This window comes from Promicromonospora sp. NPDC052451, from assembly GCF_044547525.1.
GTDB lineage: Bacteria > Actinomycetota > Actinomycetes > Actinomycetales > Cellulomonadaceae > Promicromonospora.
The window spans coordinates 28,870-47,225 of record NZ_JBIUAP010000013.1 but is presented as its reverse complement, the minus strand read 5'-3'; the positions used below and the strand labels follow the sequence as shown (position 1 = coordinate 47,225).

The window sequence follows — 18,356 nt, the reverse complement described above, 5'->3', positions numbered from 1 at the left end:
TACCCCCCCCCCCCCCCCCCCCCCCCCCCCCCCCCCCCCCCCCCCCCCCCCCCCGGGGGGGGCGGGGGGGGGCCGGGGGGGGGCCCGGGGGGGCCCCCCCCCCCCCCCCCCCCCCCCCACCTCGCCGAGCCTCGCTGCCCGCGCCGTCAGGCCGCGCGGACCGCCCGGTGGAGGGCCACGATGCCGCCCGACACGTTGCGGTAGGCGGCGTGCTCCCACCCGGCCTCCAGCATGAGCTTCGCCAGGCCGACCTGGTCGTGCCAGCCCCGGATGGACTCCGCCAGGTAGTCGTAGGACCCCTTGTCCCGGGTCACGGCGTTCGCCACCAGCGGCAGCGCGCGCATCAGGTACTCCTGGTAGACCTTGCGGAACGGCGCCCAGGTGGGGGTGGAGAACTCGCAGATCACGATGCGGCCGCCCGGCCGCACCACGCGCCGCATCTCCTTCAGCGCGGCGCTCGTGTCCACGACGTTGCGCAGGCCGAAGCTGATCGTCACGGCGTCGAACGACTCGTCGGCGAAGGGCAGCCGGGTGGCGTCCCCCGCGACGAACGGCAGGTCGGGGCGGCGCCGCTTGCCCACCTGCAGCATGCCGATCGAGAAGTCGGACGGGACCACGAAGGCGCCGTCGGCCGCGAACGGCTCGCTGCTGGTGCCCGTACCGGCGGCGAGGTCGAGCACGCGCTCGCCCGGCATCGCGGCGACGGCCTCGACCGTGAGACGGCGCCAGCGCCGGTCCTGGCCCAGTGAGATCAGGTCGTTGGTCAGGTCGTAGCGGGCGGCGATCCCGTCGAACATCGACGCGACCTCGGCCGGCTTCTTCTCCAGGCTTGCGCGGGACATGCCGCCATCGTCCCACGCCCGAAGGCCGGTCCAGGGCCGGCGGGCGCGCCAGGGACGCGCCGGGTCCGGCGGCGAGCGGCCCCGCTGTGACCTCGGCGACCAAGCACCCTGGCGCCTCCCGGCCGCGCTTATCCTGAGCCTGATGATCGCTTCACCTTCCGGCGGCGCGCCCGGCGTGCCCGGCGCGTCCACCGCCCCGTACGACGTCTGGGTGACCGAGGCGCCGCTCCCGTCCGACGACGCGCCCCGGGGTGCGCCCGACGGCCCGCAGCTCGTGGTCCGCACTGTCGCGATCGACGACCTCGCCGACGGCGCCACCGCGCTGATCGACCGGCTCCCGGACACCAACGCGCTGGCCTGGGTGCGGCACGGCGACGGCCTGGTGGGCTGGGGCGAGGCGCTGCGGTTCGAGACGTTCGGCCCGGGCCGGTTCGCCGACGCCGACGACAAGTGGCGCACGGTGCTCGACCGGGCCCTGGTGCACGACGACGTGACCCTGCCCGGCAGCGGGCTGGTCGCGTTCGGCAGCTTCGCGTTCGACGACGTCTCGCCCGGTGACGAGGAGGACGCAGCGCGGGCGAGCGGGGTGCTGATCGTGCCGCGCGTCGTCGTCGGACGGCGGGGCGAGCGGTCGTGGCTCACCACAATCTCGCTGGTGGGCGACCGGTCGGCCCCCGTGGGCGAGGATCTGCTGTCCGCCTATCCGCGGCAGCCCGTGACCGAGCCCGGACGGGTCGCCCTGGCCGACGGCGCGGTGGGTGCCGAGGACTGGCCGGCCGTGGTGGCCGAGGGCATCGCCCGGATCCAGGCGGGCGAGCTGGAGAAGGTGGTGCTCGCCCGCGACGTCGTCGCCACCGCCGAGCAGCCGATCGACACCCGGCACCTGCTGGGCCGTCTCACGACGGCGTACGAGGCGTGCTGGACGTTCAGCGTGGACGGCATGGTGGGCGCGACGCCGGAGCTCCTGGTCCGCAGCGAGAAGGGCCTGGTCGCCTCGCGCGTGCTGGCGGGCACCATCCGCCGCGAGCACGCCGAGGCGTCGTCGGCCGCGGACACCGGCGCCGACGACGGGACGGCGGACGACGCCGACCTCCTGCGCGCCGCCCAGCTCGCCCGGTCCTCGAAGGACCTGGAGGAGCACGAGTTCGCCGTCCGGTCGGTGGCGGCCGCGCTGGAGCCCTTCTGCTCGTCCATGAACGTGCCCGAGGCGCCGTTCGTGCTGCACCTGCCGAACGTGATGCACCTGGCGACCGACGTGACGGGCGTACTCACCGACCAGGGGGCGGCCTCGGCCCGGCGTCCGCCGTCGTCCCTGTCGCTCGCCGCGGCGCTGCACCCGAGCGCCGCCGTCTGCGGCACGCCGACCACGGCCGCGCGCGACCTGATCCGGGAGATCGAGGGCCTGGACCGCGCACGCTACGCCGGCCCGGTGGGCTGGGTGGGCGCCGACGGCGACGGCGAGTGGGGCATCGCCCTGCGCTCGGCCGAGATCTCGGCCAAGGACCGCCACCACATCCGCCTCTTCGCGGGCTGCGGCATCGTGGCGGCCTCGGACCCCGCCGCGGAGCTGGCGGAGTCGGAGGCCAAGCTGGACCCGATGCGCTACGCCCTCGGCACCCGTTGAGTGCGGGACATCCGCCCTTCTGGCACACGAAGAGGGGCGGATATCCCGCACTCAACGGGTGATCAGGGGGTGCCGGCCGTGGGGCCCTTGCCGATCGGGTCCGTGGGGTCGCCCCAGACCTGCTCGCGGAAATGGTCCCAGACCTGGATGTCGGAGGTGGCACCCAGGAAGCCCATGCGCGCGTCGGTGGCCGTGAGCAGGAGCTCGATGAGCGAGGCACCCTCCAGCACCTTGGTCGCGACCTCCAGGAGGTCCTGACCGTCGGGCAGGTTCGCGTGGATCGACGACACGTACATGTGGGCGTCGCCCTCCAGCGAGACGAAGTTCGCCCGGGTGTCCGTGCCCGCCACGGTGCCGTGGTCGTAGGCGTACGACTTGAGCCAGAACCCGTCGACGACGACCTTGTCCGCCGAGATCTTGATCGCGTCCCTGCGGCCGCCGCCGTCACCCTTGACCGGCACGTTCGCCAGGCCGATGCCGTTGATGCCCGTGAGCGGGATCGTCAGGTCCCGGCTCTCCAGGTCGGCGGGCAGCGAGAAGACGTTGCCGTCCTCGCGGGCCCCGCACTGACCCGGCAGGGCCACGTTGAGGTCGTACTTCCCGCCGAAGCTGACCTTGACGCACGTGCCGAGCTCGGTCTGCAGCGCCTCCTCGATCGTCTCCTGCGGGTCGATCTCACCGCACGGGTCGGACGGCGCGACGTCCGCCTCCTCGGGCGGCACCTCCCCGTCCTGCGTGGGTTCCTGGCACTCGGACGTGTCCTCGCCCGTGGCGGCGTCACCCCGGCCCGTGCCCGCGCCGGTCGTTTCCCCGGTGTCGCCGGCCGAGCTCGCGCCGTCACCGCCGGTGCCGCCGGTACCGCCAGAGTCGCCGGTCCCGTCCGGGTCGCCCGCGGAGCCGTCGCCCGGCTCCTCGGTCCCGCCGGTCCCCTCCCCCGGGTCGGCGGTCTCGCCCGTCGCCGGGTCGGTCGCGCCGGCCGACGGCGACGGCGAGGCCGACGGATCCGCCGTCCCCTCGTCGTCACAGGCGCCGAAGACGACGCACCAGAACGAGTCGTCCGACCGGGTCGTGGCGTCGGCGTCGGAGGCGGACGCGGGCACGCTCGTACCGGCGAGGGCCAGCGCTCCGGCCACCACGACCGCCGCCGACTTCTGGGACAGCGCCCGCAGCGCGCCGCTGAGCGACTCCACCTTGGGGATCGCCTCGGTCTCGGCGGCCGCCGTGGCGTCGCGCGACGCGCCGTCCCGCGACCCGTCGGCCGCCGAGCCTCCGCCCGGCGACGTCTCCTGCGGCGCCGGGTCGACGTCGCTGTCGGCGGCGCCGTCCGACGTCCCCGCTCCGGGCTCGCCGGCGCTCCCGGACCGCGGCTCGTCGGCGGGCGTCGCGCCGCTCGCGTCCGTACCGGGCGCCGGATCGTCGTCCCGCGCCGCGCCGCTCGCCGTCTCGGCGACCTCACGGTCACGCTCCGCCGCCTGCGGCGCCGGCGCCCACGAGACCACGATGACGCCGCCGACCACGCCGAGCAGGAACCCGACGACCCAGCCGCCGAGGTTCACGCCCGCGATCGAGTAGACGGAGATCGCGAGCGCGATCACGCCGTAGAAGATCCGGTGCACCGGCTGCGCGATCGAGAGGATCCCGAGCAGCGTCAGTGCCAGCGGCAGGATCGTCGCCTGCGCGCCCTCCACGCCGAACCGCAGCACGATGTTCATGCCGAACTGGTCCAGCTTGATCGGGCCGGACAGGAGCATCTCCAGGCCCGCGAGCGCTACCAGCACACCCCCGACGAACGGCCGCTGCCGGCGCCAGGGACGGAAGTCCCTGCGCCAGCCCGCGAGCCTCGCGCGAAGTCCGGGGCGGCCGGCGGGCGCCTGGCCGTCCGGACTCAGAAGCACTCGGTGCCGTCCGTGATCTTGAGGCTGAGGTCCGTGAGCTGGAAGACGGCGGCCTGCGTGCTCCAGGAGACCTGCTCCAGGTTGGAGATGTCGACCGAGTCGGAGTCCATGGCGAAGTCGCCGGCGTCGCCCTTCTTGGCCGTGTTCACGGTCGAGGCGTCCACGCCGATGCGGATGTTCTTGAAGATCGCGGTGCCCGACAGGTCGTTCATGCCGATCTGCAGGTCGGTAGCCTTCGCGGGCTCGTCACCGGTGCCGGCGGAGATCAGCAGGCCGACCTTGCCGAGCGGCGTGTCCTGCACGACGGACTGGCACAGGTTGTAGAGCTGCGCGTCCTTGATGTTGGCGATGGCGGCCGGGTGCTGGGTACCGTCCGACGCCGTGGCCACGCCCGCGTACTGCGAGAAGCCGGTGCCGGCGAGCTGGTCGGCGCCGATCTTGAACTGGCTGCCGGAGATGGCGAACGAGACGGGCACGGCGCCCTGGGCGACCCCGCCCAGCAGGACGCTGGCGGCGATGGTGACCGGAATGACTGCGAGGGCCACGCGACCCTTGCGCGACCCCGTGAGCTTGCTGAGCTTCATTGGTGTTCCCCTCGATCCCAATGTGAGCGACCGCATCGTCGCTCCGCGGCGACGTTAGCGCGATTACTGAGTCACCGTCAATTGACCCCCCGACGGCGGCGCAAAGCATGCCCGATATGCTCGACACATGGCAACAGCCCGACGCACGCGCCTGCGCCCGGAGGAACGTCGTAACCAGCTCGTGGCCCTCGGGGTCGCCACCCTCGCGGACCGCCCCCTGGCCGAGGTGACCGTCGAGGAGATCGCCGCCGAAGCCGGTGTCTCGACGGGTCTCGTCTACTACTACTTCGGCTCCAAGAACGGCCTGCACCACGAGATCGTGCGCCGCGCCCGCGACTCGATGCTGCACGCGTCCGAACCGCTGCCCGAGCTGCCGCCGTCCGAACGCCTGGCCAGCACCCTGACCAGGCTCGTCGCCTACGTGCGGGAGCACGGGCCCACGTTCTACTCGCTCGTGCGGGGCGCGGCCAGCGGTGACGAGGAGGTGCGCGCCGTCATCGAGGACGCGCGGCGCGAGCAGACCGAGCGCGCCCTCGCCGTGCTCCTGGAGCTGGGCGTGCCGGACACCGAGCTGCTGCGCATCGCCGTCCGCTCCTGGGTCGCGCTGGCCGAGCAGGCGCTCGTCGACGGCGGTATCAACTCCGACCTCGCCGCCGAGGAGCTCGTCGGCTACCTGGAGCGCAGCCTGGGCGGCGTCGTCGCCGCCGTCGTGCCGGGGGCCGCGGAGGCCCTGTTCGGCTCGCCCGCCCTCCCCTGACACCCCGGCGTCAGAGCGCCTTGACCATCAGGAGGCAGGGGTCCCCGGCCCAGAGGTCGGGGAACTCCTCCACCGGGTGGAAGCCGCACGCGGCGTAGAAGGCGCGCGTCTGGTCGAAACCCGGGTCGGACGCCGACGGCCCGAGCGTCTTTACGCTCAGCAGCCGCACCCCCTGGGCGCGCAGGTCGTCCTCGACCCGTTCCAGCAGGGTGCGCCCGATGCCCGAGCGATGATGCTTGCGCCGCACGGCGAGCAGGTGCACCTCGGCCGACGTGGGGTAGCGCTGGTCGAGCAGCAGCACCCCGAGCACGTCGGCCGTGGGGACGGCACCGCCGTCGGCCCCGAGGTGCGCCGGACCTGGCCCGACCTCTCGCGCCCGGGCAGGGTCCGGACCGCCGGACGCCGCCCACGCCGGCTCCGCCTCGGGCGCGGCGACCGCCACGTAGTTGGGGAAGCGGGCGGCCGCCTCGACGTACTCGTGCGTGAACCGGTCGATGCCGAACCACTCGGGCAGCTCTTCGAGGATGTCGTGTGCGGCATCCGCCCGTCCCAGGGTCCTGACCACGGTGTACGTCCCAGACACGCGGACCAATTTAGACCGGCCCGGCAAGGTTCACCCGCTGAACGCGAATACGCACCGAACCCCCAGGTCACACGGGGTGTCCTGGGGGCTCGGTGCGGCCGGGCTCAGCCCTGGTTGTCGAAGAACTCCTGGAGCCAGTCGGGGATGTTGTTCGGGTTGCTCTGGTCCGATCCGGAGCCGCCCTGGCCCGGCACCTGACCCTGCGAACCCTGGTCCGGCGTGGCGGCGGACTCCTCCTTCACGGCGAGCGTCACGGTGACCTCCTCGGTGCTGCCGTCGCGCACGACCGTCAGGACCGCCTTGTCGCCGGCGTCCTTCTCCCGCACGAACGCCGTGAGCGACGCCGAACCGTTGACGGGGTCGCCGTCGATCGCGACGATCACGTCACCCTGCTGGATGCCCGCGTCGCCGGCCGGCGAGTCGGCGACGACGTCCTGGACACCCGCACCACGGCGCGTGACACCGTCGGCCGTGGCCTCCGCGTCGGAGAGGGTGACGCCGAGGAACGCGTGCTCCGCGGTGCCGTCCTCCTTGAGCTGGTCGCCGATCTGGGAGGCCAGGTTCGCCGGGATGGCGAAGCCGAGGCCGATCGAGCCCGAGCTGTTCGAGGAGCCCGACAGGGTCGCGATCGACGACGTGATGCCGATGACCTCACCGGACGCGTTGAACAGCGGGCCACCGGAGTTGCCCGGGTTCACCGCGGCGTCGATCTGGATCGCGTTCGTCACGACCTGGTCGGACCCGTCCTCGGCGCTGGCCGTGACCGGGCGGTCGAGGGCGGACACGATGCCGGTCGTGGCCGTGTTCGCCAGGCCCAGCGGGTTGCCGAGCGCCATGACGGGCTCGCCCACGGCCACGTCGTCGGAGTCGGCGAAGGTGGCCGGCTCGAGGTCCGACGGCGGGTCGGAGAGCTGGACGACCGCGAGGTCGGTCGTCGGGTCGGTGCCGACGATGTCGGCCTCGTACACGCGGCCGTCGCTCAGCGTCACCTGCACCGTCGTCGCGCCGGACACCACGTGGTTGTTGGTCAGCACGTGCCCCTCGGAGTCCAGCACGACGCCGGAGCCTTCGGCCCCGCCCGACTGGCTCTCCACCTGGATCGACACCACGGACTTCTGCACGGCCGAGGTGACCTCGGTCCAGTTCGGGTTCTGCACGGTCGAGCTCTTGACCGGTACGTTCTCGCTGCTCGACTGCCCGACGTCGGCCAGGGAGGCCGCGTCCGAGCCGTCGCTGGTGATCGCGATGGCACCCGCCGTGCCGAGGCTGGCCAGCAGCGCCGCGGCCGCCGCGGCGCTGACCACCGGCACCCAGGTGCGGTTGCGCGCGGTCGGCTTCGGCTCGTCCGACGCCGTGGCCGGCAGGGCGTAGGGGTTGGTGTAGCCGGAGCCCGAACCGCCGGCGGGGGCCGGGGCGGCGCCTACGGGGACCGAGGGCGGGGTGGCGGCCGGGGTGGTGGCCGGGGTGGTGGCCGGGGTGTGTGCTGCCGGTGCGTGCGACGGCGGGGTCTGGTGGGCAGGCTGTTCGTGAGCCGAGTGCTGGTGGGCAGGCTGTTCGTGAGCCGAGTGCTGGTGGGCGGGCTGTTCGTGAGCCGAGTGCTGGTGGGCGGGCTGCTGGTGGGCGAGCTGCTGCGGGGCGGGTGCCTGCGCGGCGGTCGGCTGGTGGGTTGCCGGCTGCTGGGCCGTCGGGTGCTGGGCCGTCGGGTGCTCGGCTGTCGGGTGCTGGGCCGCCGGCTGCAGGGCGGGGCCGCCGGTCACCGGAGCCGAGGCGGGCGCCGGAGCCGACGGCTGCTGCGCGCCGACCGCGGGCTGCACCACAGTGACGGGCTGCGCCGGGGCCGCGGGCTGTACGGGGGCCGACGGCTGCGCGGGCGCACGCCCGGCGTTCGAGGACTGCTCAGGTGCCACGTCCGACGCGGGGCCCTGGGCCGGCGCCGGGTTCTGGACCGGGAGCTGCTGCGTGTGCTGGGCCGCGGGCAGCTGCTCGGTGGGCTGCGCCCCGGGCGCCTGCTGGTCCGGCCGCGGAGTGGTGCTGTTCTCGTCGTTCATCGGTGACCCTCCTTGAAGTCACCACTAGTTGACACCTCGATCCTTGTCCCACCCTTACGTGTACCTGTGAGTTCCCTGCACGCCCTCGACGCCGACTGGAAGGACCGCCTGCCTCGGCACCTGAACATCCAGATCGGTCCCTTGCCCCCGCCGCCGAAGCCACTTCGGTCAGTTGCCGCGAGATCGGTCGATCGGGCGACCGATCCCGCGGCAACGGACCGAAGCAGCCAGGAAGAACACAGCAAGGGACCGATCCGCCGAGGCCGGGGCAGAGCCGCACCCCCGGGGCCTGAGCCACAGACGCGATCAAGCCGGTCGCACCGATCATGCCGTGTCAGGCCCTGTCAGCCGGTCCGCCCAGTCAGCCGGTCCGCCCAGTCAGCCGGTCAGCCCAGTCAGCCGGTCCGCCCAGTCAGCCGGTCCGCCCAGTCAGGCCGATCAGCCCAGTCAGGCCGATCAGCCCAGTCAGGCCGATCAGCCCAGTCAGGCCGATCAGCCCAGTCAGGCCGATCAGCCCAGTCAGGCCGGTCAGGCCCGAACGGCCCGGTCAGCCCGGTCAGCTCGATCAGCCCGGTCAACTCGATCAGCCCGGTCAACCCAGCAGGCCCCCGGTCAACCCAGCAAGCCCCCGGCCAACCCAGCAAGCCCCGGCCAGCCCAGCCAGCCCAGCCAGCCCAGCCACGCCCAGCCCCCCCCAACCGCCCAACCCAACCCAGTCAGCCCCGACCGCCACTCCCCGCCGCCTCCGTGATGCGCCGCACCAGGTCCCGGGTCTCCGCCAGCCGGTCCGCGCGAGGCACCCGGACCTCGATCACCTGGACGCCGTGGCTCGGCGCCTGGAGCGCGTGCCGCAGGGTCGGCACGTCCTTGACGAGCTGGTGGTCCACCCCGTAGCCCGCGCAGAGCTGCGCCAGGTTGGCCCCGTGCGGCGTGCCGAACACGCGCTCGAAGGTGGCGCTCGCGGCGCTGCCGGTCGCGGCGAGCGCACCGTGCTCGAGGGTCGCGAAGATCGACCCGCCGTCGTCGTTGACCACGACGAGCTCCAGGTCCACGGGCGGTTCGTCGGGCCCGCGGAGCAGGCCGCCGACGTCGTGCAGGAACGTGAGGTCGCCCAGCAGCGCCCGCGTGCGCAGGCCTCGCCGTGCGGCGGCGAGGGCCACGCCCAGCGCCGTCGACACGGTGCCGTCGATGCCGGCGAGCCCTCGGTTGGCCAGCACGGCCGGGCCGGGACCGTCGAGGCCGAGCACGAGCTCCAGGTCGCGTACCGGGTTGGACGAGCCGACCACGAGCAGGTCGTCCGGGCCGAGCACCGCCGCGACGGCCCGGGCCACGGACAGCGCCGTCGGACCGCCGAGCACCGCGTCGTCGCAGGTCACCTCGTCCAGGACCCGGGCGGCACGGGCGCCGGCGTCGCGCCAGCGCTCCAGGAAGTCGCTCGGCGGCGCACCCGTCTCCTCGAACCAGGGCGCCGCAAGGCCGGGCAGCACGACGGTGGCGTTGCGGGCGGCGTCGGGCCACGGACCGGCACCCGGCGCGACCACGGTGACCGTCACGCCCGCGCGGCCGAGGAGCCGCTGCACGGGCCGGGACAACGTGGGCCGGCCGAGGACGACCACCTGGTCGATGTCCCCCGCCAGGGCGTCGGACGTGAGCAGCGCGCGGTACCCCGCCACCGCGTTGGGGCCGCCCACCGCACCGGACGACGGCTCAGCGAACAGCGGCCAGCCCTGCGCCTCGGCGAGCCGGCGCGCCTGGGACCCCGCGCCGTCCCCGGCCACGACCACGGTGTGTGCCGGGTCGCCCAGCAGCGCGGGCGACCCGGCGTCCTGGAGCGCCGCGGGGATCACGAGCGGCGGGCCGGGCTTCGGGTAGCCCTCCTGAGCCGTGTCCCCGGTCAGTCCCGGCAAGGGGTCCGACGGCGCGAGCGGGTCCCGGAACGCCAGGTTCAGGTGCACCGGCCCGGGATGCCCCGACCGGAAGCCCAGGGCCGCGCTGACAGCGCGTGCCGTGACGTGCCGCAGGTCACGGAGCTCCGGTTCGCCCGCGGCCGACGGCGCCGGCACGTCCACGGCGAACCGCACCGCCGAGCCGAAGATGCCCACCTGGTCTGTCGTCTGCGACGCCCCTATGCCGCGCAGCTCGTGCGGCCGGTCGGCGGTGAGGAGGATCAGGGGCAGACCGGTGTGGCTCGCCTCCAGCACGGCGGGGTGCAGGTTGGCCACGGCCGTACCCGACGTCGTCACGACGGCGACCGGTGCACCCTCCGCACCCTTGGACAGGCCCAGCGCGAGGAACGCGGCGTCCCGCTCGTCGACCCGCACGTGCAGCGTGATGCGGCCGGCATCGGCGGCCTCGGCGACCGCGTAGGCCAGGGGGGCACTGCGGGAGCCGGGGGCGAGCACGACGTCCTGCACACCCTGGCGGACCAGGGCAGCGACCAGTGCGCGGGCGGAGGCCACGGCGGGCGGGATGGTCATGCGTCCTCCAGGATGCGGGTCAGGCGGTGGTAGCGGGCGAGCCAGCGTTCCGCCGTCGGGCCGTCGGCGGGCGCGGCCGCGAGCGCCGACGGCGACGGCTCGGGGCGCCGGACGGGGAGCGCGCCGTCGACGGGGAGCAGGGGGTGGTCGACGACGTCGTGCACCAGGAGCTGCGACGTCGCGAGCCCGCAGGCGTAGGGCAGCTCGGGAAGGGCGGCGGCGAGCGCGACGCCGGCGGCGAGGCCCACCGAGCTCTCCAGGGCGGACGAGACGACGACGGGCAGCCCGACCTGTTCGGCGAGGTCGAGACAGGCACGGACGCCGCCGAGGGGCTGGACCTTGAGGACCACGATGTCGGCGGCCTCCTGGCGGACGACCCGCATCGGGTCGGAGGCGCGGCGGATCGACTCGTCGGCGGCGACGGGCACGTCCTGCTTGCGGCGCACCAGGGCCAGCTCGTCGACGTCGGCGCAGGGTTGTTCGACGTACTCCAGACCGCCGGCCGCACGGTCGATCTCGGAGAGGTGGGCGAGAGCCTCGTCGGGGGTCCAGGCGGCGTTGGCGTCGACGCGGATCGCGCCGTCGGGCCCGAGCGCCTCGCGGACCGCGGCGACCCGCTCCGCCTCGGCACTCACCGGTTCGAGGGTGCCGTCGGGGCCGCGCTGGGCGACCTTGACCTTGGCGGTGCGGCAGCCGCCGGACGCGAGCACGATCTCGCGCGCCCGCTCGGGGCCGACGGCGGGGACGGTCACGTTCACCGGGACGCTGTCGCGGACGGGCGCGGGCCAGCCGGTGAGGGCTGCCTCGTGCGCGGCACGCAGCCAGGTGGCCGACTCCTCGTCGGCGTAGTCCCAGAACGGGGACAGCTCGCCCCAGCCGGCGTCACCGCGCAGGAGCACGCCGTCGCGCACGTCGATCCCGCGGAACCGGGTGCGCAGGGGCGTGGACCAGACGAGGGGTTCACCGATCAGTGGCACGCCCCCAGGCTAACGACCTGGGCGGCTACATCGCCTCGGGCAGCACCTCGTCGTCCCGGTGTGCGCCGTAGAGCTCCGACTGGCGCCGCATCAGCTCGCGCATCGACACGTCCCGCCCCACCCCGTAGACGGTGCCGGGGAAGTCGAGCTCGCGCTGGATCGCCCAGATCTCCTCGTGCCGGTCCGGCGGCAGGATCTGTGCCGGGTCGCCCACGGCGACCCATCCGATCGGCACGGTCGCGCCGGGGGCCAGGACGGTGTTGACCTGCACCACGCCGTTGATCCGGACCTCCGCACCCCTGCCGACGACGCTCCCGGGGAACAGCGAGGTACCGGTCGCGACGAACGCCTCGTCATCGACGGTGCTGCCGTTCACGTGGGCGTGCGGGCCGACCATCACGGCGGACCCGATCCGGGCGGGATGCCCCAGCCGGCCCCGGACGAGCGCGTTCTCCATCACGACGGTGTCCGCGCCGATGACGACGGCGCCGTCCTCGGCGGTCAGGACGGCACCGTGGAGGATCCTCGCCCCGGCGGCGACGCGGACGTCACCGACGAGGGTCGCCGACGGGGCGACGTAGGCGGAGGGGTCGATCGACGGTTCGAGACCGCGGTGGCGGATCAGCATGGGTTCCTCTCGTCGTGCGGGTGTGGATGGTACGTCCGTAAACCGAACGATAGAGTGCGTTTTATGAAACAAGGATCACCGCTGCTCCTGCCCTTGCTGCGCACCCGTGTCCAAGGAGACATTCTCGCTGCCGTCCTTCTGGATCCGGAGCACGAGCAGAGCCTCACCGACATCGCACGCCTCGTGGGCACCTCACGGGTCACGGTCCTGCGTGAGGTCGACCGTCTCGAGGCCGCAGGCCTCGCCTCCACCCGTCGCCTCGGCAACACCCGGCTTGCTCGCGCCCGGACGGACAACCTGGTCTACGCTCCTCTAGCAGAACTTCTGGCTGTGACCTTCGGGCCGCTGGCGGTGCTCCGCGGCCTCCTCACCGAGATCGACGGCATCGAGCACGCCTTCATCTACGGGTCATGGGCAGCGAGGTACAACGAGCGCCCCGGGTCGGTCCCGGGAGACATCGACGTGCTGGTGATCGGCGAGCCCGATCGAGATCAGCTCGCCGACGTCGTGGAGGAGGCCGAGAAGACACTCCGCCGGGAGGTCAACGTACGTCGTGTTTCCACCACTGCGTGGACTGACGACGACGGTCCGTTCAAGCGGACGATCCTGAGTTCGCCGACCGTCGAGCTCGTCGAGAACGAAGGAGTATCACGTGGCAGGGACCACGACGGGGAGCCGCTGGCCGATCGGGGAGCCTGAGATCCTGAACCTCCTCGACGAGGGCGAGCTACAACTGGTCGCGCCGTCCGAGGAGCACTCGGGGTTCCTGCTCGACCAGGCGGACGTCCACCTTGCCTCGGCCGCCAAGCTGGTGGACGACGATCCGTCGGGTGCTCTGGCCATGCTGTAGGACGCCGCACGGAAAGCCATGACGGCGCCCCTGGCACGACAAAGGCTGCGACCGACGAACAAGAACGGCCACCGAGCGGTACAGGAGGGCGTCGAAGCACAGCTCGGACCGAACGCTCGGAAGGTCGTCAGGACGTTTCGAGCGCTCCGCCTCCGGCGCCACGACTCCGAGTACCCAGGTGTCGAGACACCGACCATCACATCCGAAGAGGTAACTCTGGCCCTGGCCGACGCGCGCGAGATCGTCGACGCCATGAAGGTGTTCGTCCCCAACGTCGGCCCCTGGCGCTGAAACCTGCCCGGCACCAGGCCGAACTAGGCTTGCGCACGTGAGCACCAGCACCGATCTCCCCCGTCAGGTCTCCGAGACGTTCGACCCGCAACACTGGCGCACGGTCGCCGGGTTCGAGGACCTGACCGACCTCACCTACCACCGGGGTGTGGACCGCAGCGGCCCCGAGCCGCGTGACCTGCCCGTGGTGCGCGTCGCGTTCGACCGGCCGGAGGTGCGCAACGCGTTCCGCCCGCACACGGTGGACGAGCTGTACCGGGTCATGGACCACGCCCGCATGACGTCCGACGTCGGCACCGTGCTGCTCACCGGCAACGGCCCCTCCCCCAAGGACGGCGGCTGGGCGTTCTGCAGCGGCGGCGACCAGCGCATCCGCGGGCGCGACGGCTACCGCTACGCCGACGGCGAGAACGCCGACTCGATCGACCCCGCGAAGGCCGGCCGCCTGCACATCCTGGAGGTGCAGCGCCTCATGCGGACCATGCCCAAGGTCGTGGTCGCGGTCGTGGACGGCTGGGCCGCCGGCGGCGGGCACTCCCTGCACGTGGTCGCCGACCTCACGGTCGCCTGCCGCCAGCACGGGAAGTTCAAGCAGACCGACGCCGACGTCGGCTCCTTCGACGCCGGTTACGGCTCCGCCTACTTCGCCCGCCAGCTCGGGCAGAAGCGGGCACGGGAGGTCTTCTTCCTGGCCCGCGAGTACTCCGCCGACGACGCCGAGCGCTGGGGTTCCGTCAACGAGGTCGCGGAGCACGACGACCTGGAGGGTCTGGCCCTGGAGTACGCGCGGATCATCGCCGGCAAGTCGCCGCAGGCGATCCGCATGCTCAAGTTCGCCTTCAACGCGGCCGACGACGGGATCGCCGGCCAGCAGGTGTTCGCCGGCGAGGCCACGCGGCTGGCATACATGACGGACGAGGCGGTCGAGGGCAAGGAGGCATTCCTGGAGCGGCGGGAGCCGGACTGGTCGGGGTTCCCGTACTACTACTGAGGTCAATCAAGCAGTAAATGCAGGACGGTGACGACGCCATCGTCATCGATGGTGCCGGTGATGTGATCGACCGCGGTTCGCATGGAGGCGGGTGCATAGACGTCGTCATCCGACGGCGTCTTTCGGCATGCTCGACCTTGGAGACCTTCGAGGGCTGCCCGGACAACGACAGCGGCGAACTGCGGACCCGTCAGGCCAGCAGCTCGCCGCTGTTCGTGCAGCGCCCTGCGAGCGCGTCGTTGACGTCAGACGACGTGTCTCGCGGCAAAGGCGTCTCTCGTGATCGAGCGGTGCCAGGCGGCGTCGCGCTGATAGTTGAGCTCAACGACCTCGGCTGGGTCTTCGATCAGTTCGAAACCCACGAGCTCGTCCTCGTCGTTGAAATGCATCTTCGCGATGGTCCGGGAATCGAACATCCAGTAGTCGAAGGCGGGCAAACCTTCCGCGTCGTCACGGGCGAGGTACCGGATGTCCTCACCAGCCTCGTTGTTGAACGACGCGGTCCAGAGGCCGTACCGGGCGCTGTCGGTCAAGGGAAGTGACACCACGCGAACACGCCGGAACGTGCGACCCGCCGCCGTGGCATCTCGGATGGACGCGAGCCAGTCCTGAAACCACTCAAGGTCTGCGGTCCCGGTCTTGACGAACTGCTCCTTCGACTCCCGCTCGATCGGCGCGTTGTAGGTATCGCGCACGTGCAGCCGGTAGGCCGTGTGCTCGAATGTCTCGAACAGCTCGTACCACTGAGGGCCGATAGGGATGAGGCCGCTCACGAGTCGGACGTTTCGTAGTGGTGCTGGCAGGGATGCATCTTCATGGCGTCCTCCGTGTCGAGTCCTGGCACGTCACGCTGTGCATCACGACAGTAGCGAGTGCAACGCGGCAGCAGCACCGTCCTGATCGACTGTGCCGGCGAGATGGTCGGCGGCCGCGACCACCAGTGCGGGCGCGTGACCCATGGCGAAAGACCGGGCGGCCCACATCAGCATCCCGAGATCGTTCTCGTCGTCCCCGATCGCGACGGTGTTGTAGTCCTCGACGCCCAGTTCGGACCGGACCTTCTCCAGCGCGGTGGCCTTCGAGATGCCGGGGGCGGTGGCGTCCACCCAGTCGCCGCGGGTAGCGATCGCCGTCAGGCCGAGGGCACGCAAGGTCGGCACGACACGAAAGACCGCCGACCCGTGCAGGGACAGGCGTGGTGTCGGCCGAGCCCACAAATCCTGCAGCTCCAGGATGCTGTGCTGGGTGCCGTTGAGCTTCTCGTCAGGGAACGGGATGTTCACGCGGTACCCGACGCCGACGATCTCCGCGGAGATCCGGATGCCCGGCGCGGTGGCGACGGCGGCTCGGACAGCAGTCTCGGCGTCCAGGTCGTGCCGCTCGATGACCTCGAAGCCGCCTCGGGTCAGGCGGGCCGTGACAGCGCCGTTGCTCGCCACCACCCAGGTGTCCCGCAGCCCAAGCTGCTCGGCCACGGGCAACGCTCCGGCCAGGGACCGGCCGGTCGCGAGGACGAGATGATTCCCTGCGCCGCGCACGGCTGCCGCGGCCTCGCGAACGGCGCTGGAGACTGGATGCCCTGTGCGCAGCAGGGTGCCATCTATGTCGCAAGCCACCAGGCCGGAAGTCATGGGGAGGGCTGGGACGGTCAGTCGAGTAGCGGAGGTCACAATTTGCCTTCCGGCGGACGGGGAGCGCTCTTTCCCTTCCGAGGTTGGCGCGTCGCACTGTCCGCTGCCAGACCCCGGACGTCAGCCGCTGTCGGCTGACAGGTGTACGCCGTGGCGTACGGCGACGATCGGCCCGTACGCTCACGCCGTGACCACCAACGCGACGCAATGGACGATCCTCGAGGAACGGCTGCAGGACGACACGCGCCGGGCGCGGGCGTCGATCGCGAAGGTGCAGTTGCCCGACGGCGTGGTGTTCGAGCAGTGGGTGCTGCGTCTCCAGCCCGCGGTCATGGTCGCGATGGTCGACGATGATCTACGCATCCTGTTGATGTGGCGCCACCGGTTCGTGATCGACCAGTGGGTGTGGGAACTGCCCGGCGGGTACCTGGACGACGGCGAGAACGTGGAGGCGGCCGCCTTCCGGGAGGCAGAAGAAGAGACTGGATGGCGCCCACGCGCGGTCGCCCCGTACCTCCGGTTCCAGCCTTCGGTTGCCTCCCTGGAGCAACCCAACACGGTCTACCTGGCCCGCGGTGCGCACGACACCGGCAATGCGCCGGACGTGAACGAGGCCGAGGAACTGGCCTGGGTCCCGCTCGACGAGGCCGGAGCGATGATCGAGGCCAGCAAGATCGTCGGCGCCGCCACCGTGGCCACCGTCCTGAAGCTGCAGCTCGACGCCGCGACCGGTCGCCTCTAGCCAGTAAGCTGCGCGGCCCGCGCCCGATAGGTCGCCACTGAGTCGAGCCCAGCGTGCGGCGCCAAGCGGTCGGCGATCTCGGCCAGGTAGTCTCGCGACCGCGCGGAGTCGATACCCTCCGCAGCGTCGACCGCCAGCTGCCCGGCCGCTGCTGCCTGCTCGATCTCACCAGCCTGCAGGTGCGCTCGCGCCACCAGAGACAGGTTGAACGCACGGCCACGGGCGTACCGCTCATCCATCTCCAGCGACCTGTGCGCGAACCGCAAAGCCAGGTCGCCACGGCCCAGCGCCGTGAACGTCTGCCCGAACTTCGCCGCGAGATACGCCTCGTCGAAGTACCCGAGCCACTGCGGGTCGGTCGCTCGCTCGGCACGGTCGAACAGCCGCTCCGCACGATCCAGGGCACTCGCGGTCGCCGCACCGTCGCCAGACACAGCATGGCCCTGCGCTTCGAGCACTGCAGCCTCGGCCGCGATCGCGCCCACCCCCGCATCCTCAGCCGCGCGAGCGGCCGCGCGTGCCAGGTCCACGGCCTCCCCGCCGGCGCGCAAGTAGGCGGCCTGGTGGGACATCGCTGCCAGGATCTCCGCACCGAGTGGCCGGTCCTCGGCGGCGCCGGCGAGCTCCAGCGCCTGCACCATGTACCGCTGCGCCAGAGCATGCCGCCCCACGTCGTACGTCGCCCAGCCGGCCATCTGTGTCGCCTCGGCGGACACCGACAACAGTGCCGGCGCCGTACGCGAGTCGTAACGGCCCTGCAGCAACCCGCCGACGTCGTGATGCAGGAACGACACCAGGCGCTCGCGCACGGCGCCCCCTCCGTATTGGTTGTCGACAGCTCGGAAGACGCCGAGCATCTGCCGGACCATCTCGACATCGGGCATCCCGACGACGCGCGGACCGTTAGCCGCGGCGGTAGGCGTCGCAGGTGCGGTGAGCCACCGCAGTGCGGGGACCAAGAACACCGCCGCGTTGAACGTAGTCGCAGTGTGGAGGTCGCGACGCTGCAGATCCAGAGCCCACAGATCAAGCGCTCCCTCGAGGCTGCTCGACTTGATCGAACTGACTGCCGCGACCAGCCCGCCGTCGCCGGGTGACGCGGCGCGCACCATCGCCGCAAGCTGACCACCGGCATCCAACGCTTCGTCCAGCAGTGCCGCCACCCGCAGGCTGGGCTGTTTGCGACCGTGCTCCATGTCCCACAGGTGACCGTGCGAGCAGTTCACCCGCTTGCCGAGCCGACGCAGCGACCACCCACGCTCATCGCGCAAGCTGTGCAAGTACGCACCAAACCCCGGATCCACGCTCACATGCTGGCCCATTCGCACTCTCCCTGGATGAGGCGGTGCAACGAGGCTACTGGCCGAAGCCGAGCGCAGGTATGCCGAGTTCCCCCACGCCTCGACCGCCCCAGGTTCTCCAGCTGCTGCCGCCTC

At 72.2% G+C, this 18,356-nt stretch carries 17 protein-coding genes and 1 pseudogene; 7 read left to right on the top strand and 11 right to left on the bottom strand.

All coding sequences use genetic code 11. The annotated features are described in order from the left end of the window. Nucleotides 1–146: 146 nt before the first annotated feature. Nucleotides 147–842 (bottom strand): demethylmenaquinone methyltransferase, encoded by a 696-nt coding sequence (locus ACIG47_RS20745; protein ID WP_397432985.1) that lies wholly within the window; start codon nucleotides 840–842, stop codon nucleotides 147–149. Between the two features lie 142 nt (nucleotides 843–984). Here ACIG47_RS20745 and ACIG47_RS20740 point away from each other — a divergent pair, with 142 nt between their 5' ends. After that, nucleotides 985–2,466: an isochorismate synthase MenF gene (locus ACIG47_RS20740; RefSeq protein ID WP_397432984.1), complete on the top strand. Its 1,482-nt coding sequence runs from the start codon at nucleotides 985–987 to the stop codon at nucleotides 2,464–2,466. 62 nt (nucleotides 2,467–2,528) lie between these two features. On the opposite strand, the gene ACIG47_RS20735 is transcribed toward ACIG47_RS20740, so the two are convergent. Both ACIG47_RS20735 and ACIG47_RS20730 read right to left on the bottom strand, forming a co-directional pair. Further along, the gene (locus tag ACIG47_RS20735) at nucleotides 2,529–4,361 is read right to left on the bottom strand and encodes a DUF6114 domain-containing protein (RefSeq protein ID WP_397432982.1); all 1,833 of its coding nucleotides are present in this window, start codon (nucleotides 4,359–4,361) and stop codon (nucleotides 2,529–2,531) included. After that, entirely contained in the window at nucleotides 4,352–4,945 is a 594-nt protein-coding gene (locus tag ACIG47_RS20730; protein WP_119140063.1) for a DUF6230 family protein, read from the bottom strand. Before ACIG47_RS20730 ends, ACIG47_RS20735 begins: the two co-directional genes overlap by 10 nt. Before the next feature lie 127 nt (nucleotides 4,946–5,072). Between ACIG47_RS20730 and ACIG47_RS20725 the strand changes: the two genes are divergently transcribed. Then, nucleotides 5,073–5,702: a TetR/AcrR family transcriptional regulator gene (locus ACIG47_RS20725; RefSeq protein WP_397413028.1), complete on the top strand. Its 630-nt coding sequence runs from the start codon at nucleotides 5,073–5,075 to the stop codon at nucleotides 5,700–5,702. A gap of 10 nt (nucleotides 5,703–5,712) precedes the next feature. Here ACIG47_RS20725 and ACIG47_RS20720 read toward each other — a convergent pair whose 3' ends face one another. The 5 genes from ACIG47_RS20720 to ACIG47_RS20700 all read right to left on the bottom strand — a co-directional run bounded on the left by ACIG47_RS20720 (nucleotide 5,713) and on the right by ACIG47_RS20700 (nucleotide 12,415). After that, nucleotides 5,713–6,285, bottom strand: coding sequence for a GNAT family N-acetyltransferase (locus ACIG47_RS20720; RefSeq protein WP_397432981.1), 573 nt, complete (start codon nucleotides 6,283–6,285; stop codon nucleotides 5,713–5,715). 104 nt (nucleotides 6,286–6,389) lie between these two features. Further along, nucleotides 6,390–8,333, bottom strand: coding sequence for a trypsin-like peptidase domain-containing protein (locus ACIG47_RS20715; protein ID WP_397432980.1), 1,944 nt, complete (start codon nucleotides 8,331–8,333; stop codon nucleotides 6,390–6,392). Nucleotides 8,334–9,049: 716 nt separating this feature from the next. Beyond that, nucleotides 9,050–10,810: a 2-succinyl-5-enolpyruvyl-6-hydroxy-3-cyclohexene-1-carboxylic-acid synthase gene (gene menD, locus ACIG47_RS20710; protein ID WP_397432979.1), complete on the bottom strand. Its 1,761-nt coding sequence runs from the start codon at nucleotides 10,808–10,810 to the stop codon at nucleotides 9,050–9,052. Next, nucleotides 10,807–11,787 (bottom strand): o-succinylbenzoate synthase, encoded by a 981-nt coding sequence (locus ACIG47_RS20705; RefSeq protein ID WP_397432978.1) that lies wholly within the window; start codon nucleotides 11,785–11,787, stop codon nucleotides 10,807–10,809. Before ACIG47_RS20705 ends, menD begins: the two co-directional genes overlap by 4 nt. A 25-nt stretch (nucleotides 11,788–11,812) precedes the next feature. Further along, nucleotides 11,813–12,415: a gamma carbonic anhydrase family protein gene (locus ACIG47_RS20700; RefSeq protein WP_397432976.1), complete on the bottom strand. Its 603-nt coding sequence runs from the start codon at nucleotides 12,413–12,415 to the stop codon at nucleotides 11,813–11,815. Nucleotides 12,416–12,508: 93 nt separating this feature from the next. On the opposite strand from ACIG47_RS20700, the gene ACIG47_RS20695 reads away from it, so the two are divergent. The 4 genes and pseudogenes from ACIG47_RS20695 (at nucleotide 12,509) to ACIG47_RS20680 (ending at nucleotide 14,547) form a co-directional block, all read left to right on the top strand. Then, a complete protein-coding gene (locus ACIG47_RS20695) occupies nucleotides 12,509–13,114 on the top strand; it encodes a hypothetical protein (RefSeq protein ID WP_397432975.1) in 606 nt (201 codons plus the stop codon). Next, the gene (locus tag ACIG47_RS20690; protein ID WP_397432974.1) at nucleotides 13,068–13,265 is read left to right on the top strand and encodes a hypothetical protein; all 198 of its coding nucleotides are present in this window, start codon (nucleotides 13,068–13,070) and stop codon (nucleotides 13,263–13,265) included. The genes ACIG47_RS20695 and ACIG47_RS20690 overlap by 47 nt, the downstream gene beginning before the upstream one ends. A gap of 15 nt (nucleotides 13,266–13,280) precedes the next feature. Then, nucleotides 13,281–13,556 (top strand): annotated as a pseudogene (locus ACIG47_RS20685) (hypothetical protein); the annotation flags it as partial. 37 nt (nucleotides 13,557–13,593) lie between these two features. Continuing rightward, nucleotides 13,594–14,547, top strand: a complete 954-nt coding sequence (locus tag ACIG47_RS20680; protein WP_397432972.1) for a 1,4-dihydroxy-2-naphthoyl-CoA synthase — start codon at nucleotides 13,594–13,596, stop codon at nucleotides 14,545–14,547. Nucleotides 14,548–14,792: 245 nt separating this feature from the next. On the opposite strand, the gene ACIG47_RS20675 is transcribed toward ACIG47_RS20680, so the two are convergent. Together ACIG47_RS20675 and ACIG47_RS20670 are read right to left on the bottom strand one after the other, a co-directional pair. Further along, the gene (locus tag ACIG47_RS20675) at nucleotides 14,793–15,320 is read right to left on the bottom strand and encodes a DUF6879 family protein (protein ID WP_397432971.1); all 528 of its coding nucleotides are present in this window, start codon (nucleotides 15,318–15,320) and stop codon (nucleotides 14,793–14,795) included. 84 nt (nucleotides 15,321–15,404) lie between these two features. Beyond that, nucleotides 15,405–16,178, bottom strand: a complete 774-nt coding sequence (locus ACIG47_RS20670) for an HAD family hydrolase (RefSeq protein WP_397432969.1) — start codon at nucleotides 16,176–16,178, stop codon at nucleotides 15,405–15,407. 187 nt (nucleotides 16,179–16,365) lie between these two features. Here ACIG47_RS20670 and ACIG47_RS20665 point away from each other — a divergent pair, with 187 nt between their 5' ends. After that, complete coding sequence (locus ACIG47_RS20665; RefSeq protein WP_397432968.1) at nucleotides 16,366–16,920, top strand: NUDIX domain-containing protein; 555 nt, start codon at nucleotides 16,366–16,368, stop codon at nucleotides 16,918–16,920. Here the strand turns inward: ACIG47_RS20665 and ACIG47_RS20660 are convergent. Further along, nucleotides 16,917–18,242: a helix-turn-helix domain-containing protein gene (locus ACIG47_RS20660; protein ID WP_397432967.1), complete on the bottom strand. Its 1,326-nt coding sequence runs from the start codon at nucleotides 18,240–18,242 to the stop codon at nucleotides 16,917–16,919. The genes ACIG47_RS20665 and ACIG47_RS20660 overlap by 4 nt on opposite strands. Between the last annotated feature and the right edge of the window lie 114 nt (nucleotides 18,243–18,356).

What these genes read in the sequence shown, in the direction of transcription:
- ACIG47_RS20745 (WP_397432985.1), bottom strand. Translation starts at nt 842, where the DNA reads ATGTCCCGCGCAAGCCTGGAGAAGAAGCCGGCCGAGGTCGCGTCGATG.
- ACIG47_RS20740 (WP_397432984.1), top strand. Translation starts at nt 985, where the DNA reads ATGATCGCTTCACCTTCCGGCGGCGCGCCCGGCGTGCCCGGCGCGTCC.
- ACIG47_RS20730 (WP_119140063.1), bottom strand. Translation starts at nt 4,945, where the DNA reads ATGAAGCTCAGCAAGCTCACGGGGTCGCGCAAGGGTCGCGTGGCCCTC.
- ACIG47_RS20725 (WP_397413028.1), top strand. Translation starts at nt 5,073, where the DNA reads ATGGCAACAGCCCGACGCACGCGCCTGCGCCCGGAGGAACGTCGTAAC.
- ACIG47_RS20715 (WP_397432980.1), bottom strand. Translation starts at nt 8,333, where the DNA reads ATGAACGACGAGAACAGCACCACTCCGCGGCCGGACCAGCAGGCGCCC.
- menD (WP_397432979.1), bottom strand. Translation starts at nt 10,810, where the DNA reads ATGACCATCCCGCCCGCCGTGGCCTCCGCCCGCGCACTGGTCGCTGCC.
- ACIG47_RS20700 (WP_397432976.1), bottom strand. Translation starts at nt 12,415, where the DNA reads ATGCTGATCCGCCACCGCGGTCTCGAACCGTCGATCGACCCCTCCGCC.
- ACIG47_RS20670 (WP_397432969.1), bottom strand. Translation starts at nt 16,178, where the DNA reads ATGACTTCCGGCCTGGTGGCTTGCGACATAGATGGCACCCTGCTGCGC.
- ACIG47_RS20660 (WP_397432967.1), bottom strand. Translation starts at nt 18,242, where the DNA reads ATGGGCCAGCATGTGAGCGTGGATCCGGGGTTTGGTGCGTACTTGCAC.